This window comes from Suipraeoptans intestinalis (genome assembly GCF_034091795.1).
Classification (GTDB): domain Bacteria; phylum Bacillota; class Clostridia; order Lachnospirales; family Lachnospiraceae; genus Suipraeoptans; species Suipraeoptans intestinalis.
On sequence record NZ_JAXFXH010000025.1, the window covers coordinates 78,436 to 95,548 of the forward strand.

Sequence of the window (17,113 nt, forward strand, 5' to 3'; positions counted from 1 at the left end):
TCATTCCTATACTACTCCGAAACCTTCGGCAATGCAAGCGCCTTTCTTCCGCATTCTTCGTCTCCCCTGACGAATTCCTCTTCCGCCGGCACTAATACCTGTCATATTTGCAACTGTATCGCTCCCTCGATCTGGCCAGATGCAGCCGCATGCCTTCTCTTGCCCCGTCCCCGTCATGGATCAGGATCGATCCATAAATTTTCTGGTGCTCTTCGTAAATTTCCTGAATCTGCTCCTCGTACACCATGCCCGTTCCACTGATGTGACGCATCAGATTGCTGATGGTCTGGATCATGGTGTAGATCACATCATTCCCGGAGCATCTTGCGATGCAGATATGGAAATCCAGATCCCCCTGCAGAAATTCTCCATGATTTCCTTCCAGCAATGCCCTTTGCATACTATGGCAGATGGAAGACAGATGGTGAAGCTCATCCACATCCTCGCAAAAAGCCGCAAGCTCTGCCGCCTTCGTTTCCAGGCTGTTGCGAACCACAATAATGTCTTCGATCTGGCTCCGATTCAGAAACAGAGACCAGGACAGAGGGATCCGGAAAAAATCCGCCTCATCGCTGCTGATGTAGGTTCCCTGTCCCGGCCGAATGTCTACCATCCCAAGGACCTCCAGCACCTTCATGGCTTCCCGGATCGCCGAGCGCCCTACATTCAGCAGGACCGCCAGCTCTCTGTCCGCCTCGATCTTATCTCCCTTTTGCAGTGTGCCGTTCATCATCTGCTGCGCAAAATGCATGGTCAGCTGGTTGATCAGATGGTTGATCCCGGTTTTTTTGCCTCCCTGCCCCGGAATCTGCAGTCTGTCTTTTTTCTTTGGAAAGAGGGAAGCGATCTGCTCCGCAAATTCCTGTGTGTCCAGAGCAAAGAGCATCGGATCTATCGACACCTTGTCCGCTATCTTCAACACCACATCATTCAGTCTTACTCCGCCTTTCACTTCCAGATTGGAGAGAGTCGCAATACTGATGGGTCTTTCTTCCTCGCCCAGGAAGTGATGGATCAATTCTTTTTGTGTCAGTCCCAGATGTCTCCTGAAAATTCTGAGATTTTCATGTTTGTATAATGAACTCAAAGCTCGTCCTCCCACCATTCCGATTCTTCCGCACCCCTAGCAGCTTTCTATCCTATTTTACTCACTTAACAGCTGCATTGCAAGCTCTGTTATGATGACGGTTGCCTTTGCAAACTCGCTGTACTTTGTAAATTCGACCGGACAATGGCTTCTCCCGTCTCTGCTGGGCACAAACAGCATCGCAGTTGGAATGACCTGCCCGATCTCAAGGGAATCATGTCCTGCTCCGCTGGGAAGATATTTATAGCTGTACCCATGCTTTTTGCAGCCTTCTTCCATTCTGCTTAACATTTCTTTTGAAAGAAATACCGGTGTGATTTCAAGCTTTGCATTGATTTCATAGCTTCCGCCCATCGCCTTGACTTCCCGTTCCAGGGCCGCCCGGATCCTGTTTGCAATATCATTGATATTGTCGTTATTCATGGAACGGATATCTACCGTAAACTCCACCCGCTCCGCAACAATGTTCATTCCTCCCGGTATGGTACGGATATAACCTGTGGTAGCCACCGTTCCATCCGCTTTTTCTCTCGCCCAATCCGGAATCTTGGAAATCACTTTAGTGGCTGCGTCTACCGCGTCCATACGCATATCCATCGGCGTCGTTCCTGCATGGTCCGCCCTTCCGTGTACCGTTACCTGATACCTCTGGATCCCCACGATTCCTTCTACCAGACCAATCTCAACATTTTCCGTATCCAGAACAGGGCCCTGCTCAATATGCAGCTCCAAAAACTGTCCGATGGAGCCCTCCGCCCATGCGGCTTCCCGGATCTTTTCCGGAACCAGTCCATATTCTACCATGGCGTCATAAATCGAGACGCCGTCCTTGTCTTTAAAGCTTTTGCAATACTCCACGTCACGGTCGCCCAGCATGGCTCCCGATCCAAAGTATCCCGTTCCAAAACGCATTCCTTCCTCGTCGCAGAAGCCGACTACCACAAAGTTCCGGTCCTGCATGATTCCGCTGTCTCTTAGCTGTCTTGCCACCTCGATCCCACACACGACTCCTGCGATCCCGTCAAAATCTCCTCCGTTGATCACAGAGTCATAATGGGAGCCCATCATGACACAGGGAGCTTCGGGATTTTTCCCCTCCAGGACCCCGATCACGTTGCCGGCAGCGTCTTCTCGTACCTGCATTCCTGCCTCTTTCATGATCGTTGTCAGGTAGTTCACGGCATCCCTTGCTTCTTTCGTGAAAGGAAGCCGTGTACACCCCTCTCCCGGCGTAGCCGTATACTGTTTTAAATGCTCTAAATTTGTCGCGATCCTTCCAATGATTCCATCAATCTCCATCATGCGTTCTTTTCTCCCTTTCAAACGAACCATGCCTTCGGTTCTTTCTTCTGTTTCCCTTATTTTTTCCGTTCTATGATAAATACCCTGATGGGCGAATAGAGCATGGCTGCAATGACCATCAGGAATCCAACGGTACACAACACGTCGTTTGACAGGCCAAGTCCTGCCATGATGATTCCAAACGCCAGCATCATGATCAGAAATACAAGCGTCAGACCGCCCGCCTTCGTCTTAAAGAAACTTTGATTTTCCATTTTCCTGCCTCCATTCCTTTGTGTTTAAATGACAGTTGCCGCATACAAAATGATTCCGATCACAATGGTGGCAGGCACTGTGATCACAATGATCTTCTTTAGCACCTGTCCTTCGCTTCCCAGAATATTGGCGGTTGTTGTTCCCAGAATAATCTTACTGGGACTGACGGCGCTTCCGATCGCTCCGCCGGCAGACTGAGCCCCCAGTACAGCCGGGGCGTTGACGTCTAGCAGCTTTGCCGTCTGTACCTGAAAATCTCCAAACAGGATATTGGAGCTGACATTACTGCCTGTCATAAAGGTTCCCAGCAGTCCCACGAAGGGAGCCAGCACGATATAGATCCTTCCCAGTACCCTTGAGATCCCGTTGGCAAGAACCACTGTCTGTCCTGTTCCGCTCATGATCTTGGACATAATAACAAGGCCGATGACTGCGATCCCCGACGGCATCGTCATGGCGACAGACTTCCCGAAGATCCGCTTTACGCCGCCTTCTTTGATCCAGCCCTTCTGTCTGTAGTAGAAAAGGCCGATCAGGGAAGCCAGGAGCAAAAACATACTGGCATGCGTAAATGGCTGGAATGGAGAAAAGCTCTCGTACGCTTTGTTCACAAATCCATATCCGGTAGTCGTCTCCGGGAACGGGCAGCCAAATTCCACCTGTTGCAGCAGGTTATGCACCGGCTTTATCAGCAGTACGGCCAGCGTCATTGCCGATAAGAGAATGTAGGGGACGAACGCCTGCAAAAGCGTCATATCCGTCTCTTCCTTCTCGGAGGACCGTCCTGTAAATTCCCGGTTCATCAGATCGCTGTCTTCCATCATCCATTCCTCTTTGTACCGTTTCATTTTTCCCAAAAGCAATACTACCACCAGTGAAATACAGGAAGGAATAAAGCAGGACAGTGTCGTGTTGACCTGCGTCAGAAGAAGCTCTCCGCCTCCCTGGATCAGAGACAGCAGGACCACTGCCGGAAATCCTTTTTTGACGGCTTTTCCTTTTCCGTAGAACCAGCAGATGGCAAATCCGGTAATCGCGTTCCAGAACCAGAGGAAGCCTGCCGTCCAAAGAGCCGTCACCAGGTATTCCCTGCTTCCTGCCGCCAGATTTGCCGACATAGCAAGGGCGTCCCACGCCGCCGCCAGTGTTCCGAAGGTATTTCCCCATGCCTGTCCTAACAAAGGAAGAATCACGGCCCATTTCGGCTTCATCCCGATCCCGATCAGCAAAGGAGCTCCCACTGCAACCGGAACCCCGAATCCGGTAATTCCCTGCAGGAAGCTTTCAAAAATCCATCCCATTGCGAGCACCAGCAAAAGCTCATTGGGAAGAAGCTTCCGCATTCCGCTTTTGATCACCGAAAAAGCGCTAGCTTCTTCTCCTACCTGATACATCAAAATGGCGGTCCACACGATTACCAGAATAGTGAGGGCGCTCCAGATCCCTTTTGCACTCTCCGCCGCCAGAAGCCTGATATCCGCCTTGTAAAATACCATGCCCGCAACGATCGTGATCAGAAGTCCTATGGGCGCGGCTTCAGTCGCTCCCCACTGGTATTTGATCATCAGCACCAATAAGACCACGATGGGAAGAAATGCCATGATCCACATAAATAAGTTTGTTGGTATATTCATAGTTATCTCCTACTTGCTGTTTCTGTAAATTTGTCCGAAAGCCATACCCCTCAGCCCCGGAAGGAGCTGCAGAATATGGCCTTTCTCCGGACTCTTAAGAATGTATCACAGTACCTGTTTTGCCCGCGATCCCATCCGATGCTTTATCCAGCAGCGTGATCAGCGTCCGGCGCCCCGGAGCAGATCTGGCAAAGCGGATCGCCGCCTCTACCTTGGGAAGCATGGAGCCTTTTGCAAACTGCTCCTGTGCAATGTACTCTTCTGCCTGTTCTACCGTAATATCCGAAAGCCATTTCTGATCTTCTTTTCCCCAGTTGATGGCCACCTTTTCTACCGCAGTCAGGATGACCAGGTAATCCGCGCCGATCTTCGCCGCCAGAAGGCTGCTGGCATTGTCCTTATCTATCACTGCGTTGGTTCCTACCAGTCTTCCGTCTTCATCGCTCACAACGGGAATCCCGCCGCCACCGCAGGTGATCACGATGTGCCCTGCGTTTACCAGTGTTTTGATAGTTTCCAGCTCACGGATCCGCATGGGCATGGGAGAGGCTACCACCACACGGTATCCTCTGCCGGCATCCTCCATGCACGCCACTCCATTGGCTTCATTTTTTTCCGCCTCTTCCTTCGTCAAAAACCTTCCGATGGGCTTTGTGGGGTTCTGAAAGGCTTCGTCCTTTGGATCCACTTCCACCTGTGTCAGGATGGTGGATACCTTTCCGTCGATCTTCCGGTTATGCAGTTCGTACTTGATGGCATTTTGCAGATCGATGCCAATATACCCCTGGCTCATGGCCACAGAGGTGGGAAGCGGGATCTGCTTGTCCGTTTCTCCCGCCACCACCAGATTGTCCATTGCATTCTGGATCATGCCTACCTGCGGCCCGTTTCCATGGGTGACGATGATGTCCAGTCCCTGCTCCGCAAGATCCACGATCACCTTTGCCGTTTTTGCAACTGCTTTCTTTTGCTCTTCGATATCTTTTCCCAGGGCATTTCCGCCAAGAGCAATGACCACTTTCTTTTTCTCCATAGCCATCTCCTATCTTTCTATATTTTATGCCTCAAATCCCAGTTTCTTAGCATATGCCACGATTGCCTTCTCGAAGCATTCGATGGGAGGATGTACCGTACCTGCGCCGATCTGTCCCTTTCCTGCCACTTTGTTTGCAATTCCCGTGTTGATGACCGGTGTGATTCCCTTTTCCACTACCAGTCTCGCGTCGATTCCCAGACAGATTCCCTGGAAATTCCAGGTAGGAACAGTAAAGTTGGGATTCCTGTCGATCACGATCTCCATCATCTCATTGCTGGTCCTCAGCGCATCTTCATATCCGCCGGCTCCCACAAATCTTGTTACGGCAGGCGCGGCGATCATTGCCATGCCTCCTACGCCAAAGGTCTCTGTGATCGCACTGTCTCCCATATCCGGGCATGCGTCCTCTGCGTCATATCCCGTAAAGTAAAGTCCCTGCGGTGTATTTACCGGGCCGGTAAACCATTCGTCTCCCATTCCGGCAATGCGGATCCCAAACTCATATCCGTTCCGGCACATGGCTGTTACGATGGTTCCGTCCGTTCCTTCTCTTGCTGTATCCATGACCACCTTTCCTGTCGCCATCATAATGTTCAGGAAGAACTGATCTGTATCCGAAAGGAATTTGATCACGTCATAGCGGTCCTTTTCTTCCAGATCCATCGCTGTGATGATGGGCGCCACCTCTTTCAGGAAAGCCAGGGATGCCGCGATATTTCTCTGATGGAATTCATCTCCCATGGCAATTGCCTTTGCCACCAGCGGATTGACAGCCAGACCGTTTTCCATGGATCGAAGGGCTTTTCCCAGTGTGGGACCCAGTACGTCCCGCATCCAGCGCAGTCTGTCTACTACTTCCGCATCATAAGCGCCAAAGCGCAGCACCTTTCCAATCCCTTCGTTCATCGTACAGTAAGCCTTGCGTCCATCTACTGCATTTTCCACTACAAAGACTGCCATGTTGGGAGAGGTGATCCCTCCCATCGGCCCTACTGCATTGCAGTGGTGGCAGGGAATAAACCGGATCTCGCCCGCCTCCAGCATCCTTCTTGCTTCTTCTTCCGTCTCTGCCCATCCTTCAAACATGACGGCCCCGACGCAGGATCCCTGCATAGGATCCGGCATATTCCGGTACGCCACCGGAGGTCCGGCATGTAAAATGACTTTTCCGCCATTCTCTGAAAATTCCGGGATCACATCTTTTGCCCGGACATTGTCTTTTAGGATGGGCTGACTTCCCACAATCTTTGCGATCACTTCCCGGTTCTTCTGATCGATCTCCTGGCAGGTTCTTAAAAAATTCAGGGTTTTTATCAGCTTTACATTTCCGCCTGCCGGTGGCATCCAGTCGTACTGTACCACCTGACAGCCAAACTGATCCGCTACTTCCGCAAAGCTTTTCAGCCCTATATTGATGATCCCCGGTTTTTCTGACAGCAGTCTGCGAAGCATGTCAGAAGGAGCTTTTTTCTCCCAGGGAGTCACTTCTTTTTTGCGGATCTCCTTTTTCGGTTCTGTAAAATCTCTTCCAATGGCACGGATCGCCATACGGCACGCCAGCTTATTGTTTTCGCAGACCATCACGCCTGCCTGCTCCAGCTTGCTTACAGCTTCTTCATATCCTTGTACATCTTTCTTCGTTCCGCATACCGTTCCGATAAAGAAAACCTTTCTTCCCGCCGACTCTGCCTTGGCCTTTAATTCCACAATAGTGGGAAGAAGGGCGCCTGCCATGTCCCCATGGGATCCATAGCCCAGCATGATATCAAACAGAACCACTCCCGTCGTCTCATCATCCACTGCTTCCTGCATGCATTCGATCCGTTTTGCCGGGTCGATCATCGGATGCGGCTTGCCCTGTGTATAAGCGTCGTCTCCTAGGTCTACCACAACATTTCCGTCCAGCTGCAGCATATACCCTTCAATATCCTCCGGCGGAACCTTACATCCCATGGCGTCCTTGATCAGCATGGCCGCCTCATTTGCCAGGGTTCCTCCCGAATAATATGCCTTGATGGTCTTTCCATCCTCTGCCCGGAAGAACGCGGAAGTGTCTGCGTTTATCTCCGCCTCCGGCACTTCTTCGCCTCTCACCAGACCTACGGCAAGTCTTGCCGCCTCATCCAGCGTATAGGCATGATAGAAGTTTTCTTCGTGATAGTCCGGTTTTTCTCCTACAAATAAGGTGACTACCGGTTTGCTGAAATTGGAAAGTCTTGCAGAGATCTTGTCCCTGACTTCCTTTGCCGGCGGCTTGGATACGATCACAAGCACTTTTACCGCTTCGTCCTCTTCCATTCCGTCGATCATATCCATCATCGTGATCCCGCCAATGGCTGCGTTCAGATCACGGCCGCCGATCCCGATGGCGTTCGTTACTCCTTCTCCCAGCCGGTCAATGATGGTGGTCAGCTCCTGGATCCCGGTTCCGGAAGCTCCGATGATCCCGATGGACCCGGGCGTCACGTTGTTGGTAAAGGCAATGGGAACTCCCTGGATGATTCCGGTACCGCAGTCCGGCCCCATCACTGCAAGCCCTTTTTCGTGCGCCTTCTCCTTCAGTTTCTTTTCGTCTTCCACCGTTACATTGTCGCTGAACATAAACACGTGCAGCCCCTCATCCAACGCCCGGTCTGCTTCCAGCGCCGCATACGCCCCCGGAATAGAGATCACCGCAAGATTTGCCTCCGGCAGCTTTTTCAGCGCCCTTTCCCAGGACTTGACACTTTCTGCCCCCTTTTTCTCCTCGTTGTCTCCCGACTGCTTTTTCAAGAATGCTTCACACTCCTCCAGGATGATATCCAAAATCTCTTCCCGGTCCATATCCGCAACCACTACCATATCGTTTGCCGTTGCGGCCATCAATTCTTCTGTATCCAGCCCGCTCTGCTTGAAAATATCCTTATTGGCGGGCGTCGCCATCATGATGGATACCTTTTTTACTCCCTCGATCGCTGAAATATGGTTGGTCAAAAGCATCAGCACGACGGAATCATGATAGCTTCCTTTTTTTACAACTGTTTTTAACATAGTTTTTCTCCCTAATCGGCAAATCTGTTTTTGTGATCATATCTGTCAAAATGAAGCTGGTCGCTTTTCAGGTAGTCCACGATCTCATCTACCACCTCGATGCCGCCCTCTTCATAGGTTTTGTCTCTTCTCATCACAGCTCTTTCTCCCGGATAATACACCTTTCCAAACCCGGGCGCCGCCTTCATTCCGCTCAGCTCATCGCAGGACTGGGACATGTTTTTCATAAACTGTTCCGCCCCGCAGAATCTTTCCGGATCCATCACAATGATCATCTGACCCAGCTCCCGTCCCTTGGAGCAATCTGCGTACATGGAGCTTACATGCTTTCCAAAGGGAACTCCCAGCAGGATTCCTGAGAAAATGTCTACCATCATCATCAGTCCGTATCCTTTTGCTCCTGCAATCGGTACCAGAGCGTTCACTTTATGGGGATCTGTTACCGGGCTTCCTTCTTCATCCACTGCCCAGTCACCGGGAATCTCTGCTCCCTGTGATCTTTTATCCAGGATCTTTCCCCATGCCTGCACGGTAGTCGCCATATCAAAGACCACCATTCTTTCGTCTGCTGTCGGCGCCGCAAAAGAAATGGGATTGGTTCCATAGTAAGGCTCTGTCCCTCCATAGGGCACTGCCATGGGATCAGACTGACAGAAGGTTATGGCAAGCAGTCCCTGCTTCGCACACATTTCCGTGTAATACCCGATGGAGCCTGTGTGTGAAATATTCGCCATTCCAACCACCGCAATCCCGTTTTCTTTCGCCATTTCGATAGCTTTTTCTGTCGCCTTTGTCGCCACATAGTAGCCGATCCCGTTGTCTCCGTCCATGATCCCGGAGCAGGGGCCCGTCTGCTTCCATGTGATGGCAGGGTCGTGGGTGATCCCTCCTTTTGCGATCCTTTCTGTGTAATATTCCACACGTACCGCTCCATGAGACGCATACCCTCTCTCGTGTGCCCATGTCAGGATCTCTGCCGTCTGCTCTGCGTGTTCTTCCTGCAGCCCTCCCTGCATCATTTTATGCTTCATTAAATCTTTCAACTCTTGACGTGCAAGCTTCATAACTTCCTTCCCTTTTCCTTTATTTTATTCTACCCGATTACAGTCGAACCTCTCTGTTACAATCCTTGGAGTACAGATAGGCAAGCTCCTCTTCCCGTCCTACGCCGTAGCATGCCTGCGGACAGTAAGCGTCCAGGAACATGTAATCCCCCTTCTTTACCGGGATCCATTCGCCGTCCACACGATACATTCCTTTTCCGGAAAGAAAATACATCCCATGCTCCTGCAGGTGTGTTTCGATATATCCATGGGAAGCTCCCAGCTTGAATTTCAGAATGTGGAAGTTCATGTCAAAGCCAAAATCTCCCGCAGCCGGAAGCAGGTCTTTAATGTGGCAGTTGTCCATGCCTTCGTATTCCACCCATTCCATGTCATTTGTGTTGTTTACTACCGTATGCGCCGCATATCCCTCTACCGCATCATATCTGCGCCGGTAAACAAACAGCTTTGCCGTGTCCTTTCCTGTATTCTCAAAGCAGATGTCCTTCCCTGCCGGAGAAAACAGGTAGCCGCCCTCTGTCAGGTCTGCTTCCTTATCTGCATTTTTTACATGAATCTTCCCGGAAAGAACGTACAGCAGTGTCTCGATTCCTTCTCCACCGATCCCCTTCAGGTTCTTTCCGCCTTCGTGTACCGTTACAAGATAGTCTGCAAAAGACGCGCCCATGGCCGGGGATGCAAGAATGGTCACATCACAGTTTTCATATCCCGGAATGGCGTTCTTTACCAGTCCGTCCGGCTCAAGAAGTACCCAGTTGTCCTTCTTGATTACGGAACGTGTTTCTAAAAGATCCTCTCTGTATCCTGTCTGATTGTTTAAATAACTCATAGCTTTCATCCTTCCTTTCTTGATTTCCCAATAATTTTTATGTGTTGTGGTCAACCGGATTCTAATAGTTATTATCCTCTTAGTATCCTATTTTTTCAATAGTCATTTTAAACAAATTCATGAATTTTATTTTATCTATTCTGCATTTTTTATTTCCAATGCAGTTCCTCTTTATTTTCTCGCTGTTCGTGTTATAATATGTATTGAAATTTTCTTTTATTTATTAACCACATTTTAATCAACGGTTTCTGGAGGTTTTTTATGTTTCAGTCTAAAGAAGTCTGTTTACAGCAGCTGCCTTATCCCAAAAACGCCATCGTCTATTCCCATTCCTTCCGTAAGCCTCATGCCGTCCTTTTATATTTTCATGGCGGAGGACTTTTGTACGGAGATAAAAGGGATCTGCCCGACTGCCATATCCGCCGGCTTACCGAAGCCGGCTACAGCATTATTTCCTTTGATTATCCCCTGGCGCCGGCCGCAAAGCTCCCTCTCATTCTGGAGGATGTCTGCGCGTCCATCCGGCATTATCTGGAGCATCCGCTTTCCTATGTCTGCCGCCCTCTCCCCTACCTGCTGTGGGGACGTTCTGCCGGCGCTTATCTTTGCCTGAGCGCCGCTGCCTGCGGGCAGCTTCCCAGCCCGCCGTCAGGGATCCTCTCCTACTACGGATATGGGTTTTTGTGTGACAACTGGTTTCAGTCCCCCAGCAGTTTCTACCGCACATTTCCACCGGTGTCGGCCGATTGTCTGCAGGCCATCCCGAAAGAGATCCATCCCACCGGCAGCCTGCAGACCCATTACAGCGTCTATGTCTACGCCAGGCAACAGGGCTGCTGGAAGGATCTGATCTACGAAGGACGGGAAAAGTTTTTCTTCCTGCAGCACTCCCTTCGCACCTGCGACCGGCTTCCCTGCCCACTTTTTTGTGCCCACAGCACCGGAGATACCGATGTCCCTTACGAAGAATTTCTTGCTCTGTGCACAAAATACAACGCCTTTTCCTATGTGGCTCCCTGCAGTGAACACGATTTTGACCGGGATCCCTCCTCTGCCTTTACTGCCGCTCTTCTGGATGCCTCTCTGGCTTTCCTGCATCAGCTCTTTGCAGTCTGATCCTCTTCTGCCTCAAGCAGGAGCCTTCCGTTTATGGATACTCTCCTATAAACGGAAGGAGAGTGCCGCTTTCCTTCCCATCCGGACACGAAAACGACACCTCCTCTCATTCTGTTCTTATGCTTTATTTTTCAAAGATAGTTCCCTTGCAGAACTTCCTGGAGGACGGCAGCGTCTTCATCAGGAAATAATACAGAACCCCTGTCGGAATCAGGCTGACGTACCAGGACAGCTTCATGATAAACAGCGAGCAGATGGAGCCTATCAGAATCGCGATGATTCCTGCCCAGTTGATTCCCTTGAAGGTTCCCTGTTTGTCGTAAATATCATTGACATCCAGCTTTTTCTTTCGCAGGATAAAGAAGTCAACTGCCATCACCGCAAAAATCGGTCCTAAAAAGGCAGAGTAGAATTGGGTAAACAGGTTCAGACCTGCTGCCGAATCTGCCGTAACCAGCTTCCACGGCATCACACATACGGACAACACACCAACCAGTACGGTTGCGTGAGACCACTTCATTTTAAAGGATTCCATCAGAACATATGCCGGAGGTACGATATTGTTCAATACATTTGTGGTCACCTGTGCAAATGCGATAAACAGCAGGGTCACAACCGTCAGAAATTTACTTCCCATCGTCGTAGAAAATACTTCCACCGGGTCGCTGTTGCCTGTCGCCGCCGTTACCAGAAGTCCGATCAGGCCCATGAACAGGGTTACCGGCAAGATAGAGATGGTGTAGATGCTTGCCGCTTTTACCGGTTTGATATCCGGCGTTGCGTTCCGGGAATAGTCGGAAGCATTAATGATCATGGTCGAATAGATCCCAAGGAAGGAAGTTGTCGCTGCCCAAAACGGCATCCCCCAGGTTCCCTTCACCTTGGAGAATACGTCTCCGATCTCTGTAGAAAACTGCGTATTTACCACATACAGCATATAGATCAAAATTCCGATGATGAAGACACAGGAAATATTTTCCAGCCACTTGATCCCCTCAAACCCTTTAATAGCAAGAGCCACCTGAAGGATCGTAAACAATGCGTATACCACCGGCAGATTGTCAAACCCAAACAAAACCTTACAACAGCCGTTGATGGCGCCGGCTCCTACCCAGCTTTGGAAGCCAAACCAGACAATGGCAGGCAGTCCCCGAAGAACACCGGGGATTTTTACTCCCGTTACGCCAAAGCTGCTGCGCAACTGCACGGCAAACGGTATGCCATAAATATGTCCGCATTCTCCGATGATCGCAAGCGCCACCGCAATGACAACACATCCGATACACATCGCAAGGATCGCCTGTGGTACGGTAAGTACCCCGATCAGACCCGCTCCCATGGAAAATGTCCCTACCGATACACAGCCGCCCATAAAGCTTGCCCCGTAGGAAACGGTACCCATGATCCTCTTTTTTGTCGGCTGCAGATCCGGGTCGATCTGCTGCGCCAGATCCGCCCTTAATTCCTTATTTTCTATCAGATTACTCATCCCTTCTTCTCCTTTTTCCCAACTTTTTTATTTTTGCTTTTTTACCAGCTCTCCGCATCCTTTTTCCGCTACGATCTTGCCGTCCTGTGCTACTACATTGCCCCGGACCATCGTCAGGATGGGAAGTCCTTTTCCCTTCAATCCCACAAAAGCAGAGATCTTGTTTACATAAAGGAGGGAATCCCCTGTGATCTCCCATTCTTTTTCAGGATCCACCACCAGAAGATCCGCATCAAATCCCACCCGGATGTCTCCCTTCTTTCCATAGATCCCAAATGCCTTTGCCGGCAAAACCGCCATGGCATTTGCCAGCACAGTGGGGCATACTCCCCGCTTTACGACCCCTTCGCTGAAGGACGCCTGAAATCCGCTTTGGATCCCGGAGCAGCCGCCCCATACATCAAACGCCGTCTCTATTTTCTGCCCCAGGATCTCCTTGTATTTTTCATCATAGGAGCAGGGAGAATGATCCGAAGCAATGCCGCTGAATACGCCCGCCTTTACATATTCCCACATCTGCTCCACCGACTCCTGGGAATGCAGGATCGGCGCGCATTTATAAAGCGGGCCCTTTTCGATCACATCCTTCGAGGTAAAGGTCAGATAATGGGTACAGGTTTCTGCCGTAATATCATATCCTTCGTCCTGCGCCGCCTTGATATGTCTTGCCACCTCCGGATGCGATACATGGCAGATATGTGCCTTACAGCCGGTGGCCTTCGCGATCTCTATAATGGCGTCTGTCGCCACGATTTCCGCCACCACCGGACGGGATTCCAGAAAGGCTTTCCAGTCGGTACGCCCGGCCTCCTTCATCCTCTTTTCCTGGTTTTTGATGATGGAGTAATCTTCACAGTGAAATCCTGCGCGTCCGTCAAATTCTTTGATGATCTCCATGGCCTCCATCGCCTGTCCATAGTTCAGCGACTCATAGTCCGGAGAAACGGGCCCGATAAAGGATTTAAAGGAAACGCATCCCTTTTCGTCCAGATCCTTCAGATCTCCCAGATTATAGCTGGTCAGTCCGCCCCAGAAGCAGTAATCCACATAGGCGTTGGGAGACACCTTCGCCTCCTTAAAATCAAAAGCCTCTGCATTTGTCAGGCAGGGATCGTTTTGCAGCGGCATGTCGATCACTGTAGTATAGCCTCCCAGAGCCGCTGCCGCCGTTCCATGCGCGTAGTCCTCCCGCCATTCAAACCCCGGATCATTTAGATGTGCATGGGTGTCAATGGCTCCCGGAAATACATACTTTCCTTCTGCCTCAATCACCTTCTCTGCCGGCGGAGCGATCCCTGCTTCCAGGATCGCCGCAATTTTCCCATCTTTTATTCCAATATTGCCCTTGCAAACAGCCTCTGCCGTCACAATGGTTCCATTTTGGATCAATACGTCAAACATTCCTCATTCCCTCCTGTTTTTTCTGTACGTCTGTTATTCTAAAGAGGTTCCTTTTCTGAAACGGGCACAGGATGGCATCTTTTTCATACCAAAGTAGTAGATCAGACCCGTCGGGATCGTTGCCGTAAAAAATGAAATATTTACGTTCAGCAAGCCGATGACTGCCCCCACTGCAATGGCAAGGATCGCCGCCCAGTTGACCCCTGCGTGGTCTCCCTTTTCATCATAGAGATCCTGCAGGGCTTCTTCGGTGTATGTTCTTCTGCGAAGAATAAAAAAGTCTGTGATCAGCACCGCAAAAATCGGTCCGAAAAATGCTGTATAAACTTTCACAAATATATCCAGTCCCGCCGCAGAGCTGTTGCTGGTCAAGATCCAGGGACAGGTCGCCACCGCAAGCACTCCTACCAGGATCACTGCCGTCCTGTGTTTCATCTTAAAGGCGTCCATGAACGCATAGGCCGGAGGAATGACATTACTTGCCAGGTTTGTGGACAACTGTGCAAAAATGATGAATCCCAACGTTACAACCAGGACAAATTTATTTTCCACCATCTGTGCAAAAGCGTTGATAGGGTTTGCAATTCCGGTCGCTGTGGAAACCATGGCTCCGATCAGTCCCAGCAGCACCGTCGCCGGCACCATTGCAAGAAAATAGGAAACCCCGCGCGTAACGGCAGAATATCCGCTTTTCATTTCACGGGAATAATCCCCCGCATTTAGCATAACGGTGGTACTGTTTCCAAAAAATGCAATCACCGCCGCAATAAACGGCATTCCCCAGGTTCCCTCTTTATGCAGGAGTTTTTGTCCGATGGTATCTCCGTACTGTGAAATGCAGATGTACAGCAGATAGATCATGGCAAGAGAGATTACTACACCGCCAATGTTTCCAACCCACTTTGCTCCCTGGAACCCTTTGATGGACAGCAGGATCTGCACCACCTGAAAGAGGACAAAGTACACCCAGATATTATCATAGCCAAAGAATGCAATGGAAATATTGTTCAGAGCCGCTCCTCCCAGCCATGTCTGAAACCCGTACCAGACGATACCGGGCAGTCCCCGGATCATAACCGGCACGATACTTCCCTTGGTTCCAAACGCGCTCTTTAGCTGTACGCTGTAAGGCGCTCCCGTCTTATAGCTGAACTGGTCATTCATGGCAATTCCAACGATCAAAAGCAGCGATCCCAACAGCACGGCTGCAAACAGCTGAACCAGATTCAGGCCTTTCTCCAACTGGGCAGATCCCATGGTCAGTGTTCCGATGGAAATACAGCCTCCCAGCCACAGCATGGTGTTGGAGCCCCAGCCCATGATACGGTCTTTTTCTTTGATGGGCGCCAGCGAACTGGCTTCTTTTTTCACTTCCTTGTTTTTTACTTCACTCATAATTCCCTCCTGTTTTCTCTCTCCCACAGTTCTATTTTACCGGTGTAACATATTCTCCGTGTCCGATGGCCTCTTCCCTGTATGCTCCGTCTTCCGCCACCACCTTGCCGCGAATAATGGTACATACCGGCGTTCCTTTTCCTTCCAGTCCGTTGAAACAGGAAACATGCCCTTTCGTCAGCAGCTTTTCCTGTTCACATTTCCATGCTTTCTCCGGATCCAAAATCACAATATCTCCGTCAAACCCGATCTCAAACGCACCCTTTCGTCCATAAAGCCCAAACACTTTGGCAGGATTGTAGTCCATGACTTTTGCAATGAGACTGGGAGACAGCCCTTTTTGATGCACCACCATATCAAACATCATTGGGAGGAAATACTGGATCGCATTCAATCCGCCCCAGGCATGCCAGATATCCTTTGTGGCATTGTCTTTCTCCTCGTCAGCCGCCGGGGAATGGTCGCTTCCTACACAGGACAGGGTGCCGTCCAGCACATAGTCCCACAGCTTTTCCATATCCTCCCGTGTCCGCATGGGCGGCGTACATTTTGCCGGCGCACCCTTCTCAAACACAAAGTCTTCTGTGAATCCCAGATAATGCGGGCAGGTCTCCGCCGTGATGGGAAGCCCTTCATGGATGGCATCCTTTACCACCTGCGCCACCATCGGATGGCTGACATGGCAGATATGCACCCTTCCTCCTGTTGCCCTTGCCATATCGATCACATTTTTTGTGGCCACATATTCGGTCCATACATCATGGGCATCTAAAAAGTCGCGGATCTTCTCTTCATTGGTACGCCCTTCCTTGGCCTTTGCTTCTTTTTCTCTTTCATACACCTGTCCCCATTCCTCACAATGGAATCCGCAAAGCGCCCCATAAGGCTTTAAGGTCTCTAACGCTTTTCTTACATTCCCCATATTCACCGTTGGAAACAGGTCTCCGTTTGGACAGGTAAATCCCTTGAAAGCCGCCACGCCGCAGTGATGCAGATCTACCAGATCCTTTATATTGCTTTTGATCCCATTGGGATCGTCGCTGTAGTCTCCTACAATGCCGCCCCACAACGCATAGTCGATCACAGAATGCTTGCTGACCTTTCCCATTTTCAAATCAAAAATTTCCTTGTTTAACAAAGAAGGATCATTGTTCAGAGGCATGTCGATCAACGTTGTACAGCCTGCTACCGCTGCCGCACGGGAACCTGTTTCAAAATCTTCCCGATATTCAAATCCCGGCTCGTTTAAGTGGGCATGACAGTCGATGATTCCGGGGAAAATATAGTTTCCCTTCGCGTCGATCACTTCCTTTGCCTCCACCTCTGCTTTCGGATCAAGAAATGCTGCATACTTCCCGTCATGGATCGCTACCGTTGCCTCATAGATACGATCCGGAGTTACCAACTTTCCGTTTTGAATTAATAGATCATACATAACTTTTTCCCTCCTGCTTGCCTGCTGTTGCGTTTTTCTT

Annotated in this window: 13 protein-coding genes; 1 reads left to right on the forward strand and 12 read right to left on the reverse strand. The window is 50.3% G+C overall.

The genetic code is table 11. From position 1 onward, the window contains the following. Nucleotides 1-91: 91 nt before the first annotated feature. The 8 genes from SOW26_RS08715 to allE all read right to left on the reverse strand — a co-directional run bounded on the left by SOW26_RS08715 (nt 92) and on the right by allE (nt 10,237). Nucleotides 92-1,087: an FCD domain-containing protein gene (locus SOW26_RS08715; protein ID WP_276958684.1), complete on the reverse strand. Its 996-nt coding sequence runs from the start codon at nt 1,085-1,087 to the stop codon at nt 92-94. 57 nt (nt 1,088-1,144) lie between these two features. After that, nucleotides 1,145-2,386: a M20 family metallo-hydrolase gene (locus tag SOW26_RS08720; RefSeq protein ID WP_154478823.1), complete on the reverse strand. Its 1,242-nt coding sequence runs from the start codon at nt 2,384-2,386 to the stop codon at nt 1,145-1,147. 59 nt (nt 2,387-2,445) lie between these two features. Then, entirely contained in the window at nt 2,446-2,643 is a 198-nt protein-coding gene (locus SOW26_RS08725; RefSeq protein ID WP_154476564.1) for a hypothetical protein, read from the reverse strand. A 24-nt stretch (nt 2,644-2,667) separates the two neighbouring features. Continuing rightward, nucleotides 2,668-4,278: an L-lactate permease gene (locus SOW26_RS08730; RefSeq protein WP_154476566.1), complete on the reverse strand. Its 1,611-nt coding sequence runs from the start codon at nt 4,276-4,278 to the stop codon at nt 2,668-2,670. Between the two features lie 94 nt (nt 4,279-4,372). Further along, nucleotides 4,373-5,311, reverse strand: a complete 939-nt coding sequence (gene arcC / locus SOW26_RS08735) for a carbamate kinase (protein WP_154476568.1) — start codon at nt 5,309-5,311, stop codon at nt 4,373-4,375. Nucleotides 5,312-5,335: 24 nt separating this feature from the next. After that, a complete protein-coding gene (locus SOW26_RS08740; protein WP_320652253.1) occupies nt 5,336-8,344 on the reverse strand; it encodes a bifunctional FdrA/YlbE family protein in 3,009 nt (1,002 codons plus the stop codon). A gap of 11 nt (nt 8,345-8,355) precedes the next feature. Continuing rightward, nucleotides 8,356-9,408, reverse strand: a complete 1,053-nt coding sequence (gene allD / locus SOW26_RS08745) for an ureidoglycolate dehydrogenase (RefSeq protein WP_320652254.1) — start codon at nt 9,406-9,408, stop codon at nt 8,356-8,358. A gap of 37 nt (nt 9,409-9,445) precedes the next feature. Continuing rightward, the gene (gene allE / locus SOW26_RS08750) at nt 9,446-10,237 is read right to left on the reverse strand and encodes a (S)-ureidoglycine aminohydrolase (protein ID WP_276958687.1); all 792 of its coding nucleotides are present in this window, start codon (nt 10,235-10,237) and stop codon (nt 9,446-9,448) included. 261 nt (nt 10,238-10,498) lie between these two features. On the opposite strand from allE, the gene SOW26_RS08755 reads away from it, so the two are divergent. Further along, a complete protein-coding gene (locus SOW26_RS08755; RefSeq protein ID WP_320652255.1) occupies nt 10,499-11,353 on the forward strand; it encodes an alpha/beta hydrolase in 855 nt (284 codons plus the stop codon). Between the two features lie 124 nt (nt 11,354-11,477). Here the strand turns inward: SOW26_RS08755 and SOW26_RS08760 are convergent, their stop codons facing one another. From SOW26_RS08760 to allB (SOW26_RS08775), 4 genes are read right to left on the reverse strand one after another with little or no spacing between them, the layout of a single operon-like run. Further along, a complete protein-coding gene (locus SOW26_RS08760; RefSeq protein ID WP_154476578.1) occupies nt 11,478-12,842 on the reverse strand; it encodes an NCS1 family transporter in 1,365 nt (454 codons plus the stop codon). 27 nt (nt 12,843-12,869) lie between these two features. Beyond that, nucleotides 12,870-14,243 (reverse strand): allantoinase AllB, encoded by a 1,374-nt coding sequence (allB, locus tag SOW26_RS08765; protein ID WP_276959059.1) that lies wholly within the window; start codon nt 14,241-14,243, stop codon nt 12,870-12,872. Nucleotides 14,244-14,276: 33 nt separating this feature from the next. Further along, on the reverse strand, nt 14,277-15,638 hold the full coding sequence (locus SOW26_RS08770) for an NCS1 family transporter (RefSeq protein ID WP_320652256.1): 1,362 nt from the start codon (nt 15,636-15,638) through the stop codon (nt 14,277-14,279). A 31-nt stretch (nt 15,639-15,669) separates the two neighbouring features. Further along, nucleotides 15,670-17,073 (reverse strand): allantoinase AllB, encoded by a 1,404-nt coding sequence (gene allB, locus SOW26_RS08775; protein ID WP_154476584.1) that lies wholly within the window; start codon nt 17,071-17,073, stop codon nt 15,670-15,672. Nucleotides 17,074-17,113 lie beyond the last annotated feature (40 nt).

Excerpts from the sequence above, each read along its gene's own strand:
- SOW26_RS08740 (WP_320652253.1), bottom strand. The coding sequence starts at position 8,344 with ATGTTAAAAACAGTTGTAAAAAAAGGAAGCTATCATGATTCCGTCGTG.
- SOW26_RS08725 (WP_154476564.1), bottom strand. The coding sequence starts at position 2,643 with ATGGAAAATCAAAGTTTCTTTAAGACGAAGGCGGGCGGTCTGACGCTT.
- SOW26_RS08770 (WP_320652256.1), bottom strand. The coding sequence starts at position 15,638 with ATGAGTGAAGTAAAAAACAAGGAAGTGAAAAAAGAAGCCAGTTCGCTG.
- SOW26_RS08760 (WP_154476578.1), bottom strand. The coding sequence starts at position 12,842 with ATGAGTAATCTGATAGAAAATAAGGAATTAAGGGCGGATCTGGCGCAG.
- SOW26_RS08755 (WP_320652255.1), top strand. The coding sequence starts at position 10,499 with ATGTTTCAGTCTAAAGAAGTCTGTTTACAGCAGCTGCCTTATCCCAAA.
- allB (WP_154476584.1), bottom strand. The coding sequence starts at position 17,073 with ATGTATGATCTATTAATTCAAAACGGAAAGTTGGTAACTCCGGATCGT.
- SOW26_RS08720 (WP_154478823.1), bottom strand. The coding sequence starts at position 2,386 with ATGGAGATTGATGGAATCATTGGAAGGATCGCGACAAATTTAGAGCAT.
- allE (WP_276958687.1), bottom strand. The coding sequence starts at position 10,237 with ATGAGTTATTTAAACAATCAGACAGGATACAGAGAGGATCTTTTAGAA.
- allD (WP_320652254.1), bottom strand. The coding sequence starts at position 9,408 with ATGAAGCTTGCACGTCAAGAGTTGAAAGATTTAATGAAGCATAAAATG.
- arcC (WP_154476568.1), bottom strand. The coding sequence starts at position 5,311 with ATGGAGAAAAAGAAAGTGGTCATTGCTCTTGGCGGAAATGCCCTGGGA.
- allB (WP_276959059.1), bottom strand. The coding sequence starts at position 14,243 with ATGTTTGACGTATTGATCCAAAATGGAACCATTGTGACGGCAGAGGCT.
- SOW26_RS08730 (WP_154476566.1), bottom strand. The coding sequence starts at position 4,278 with ATGAATATACCAACAAACTTATTTATGTGGATCATGGCATTTCTTCCC.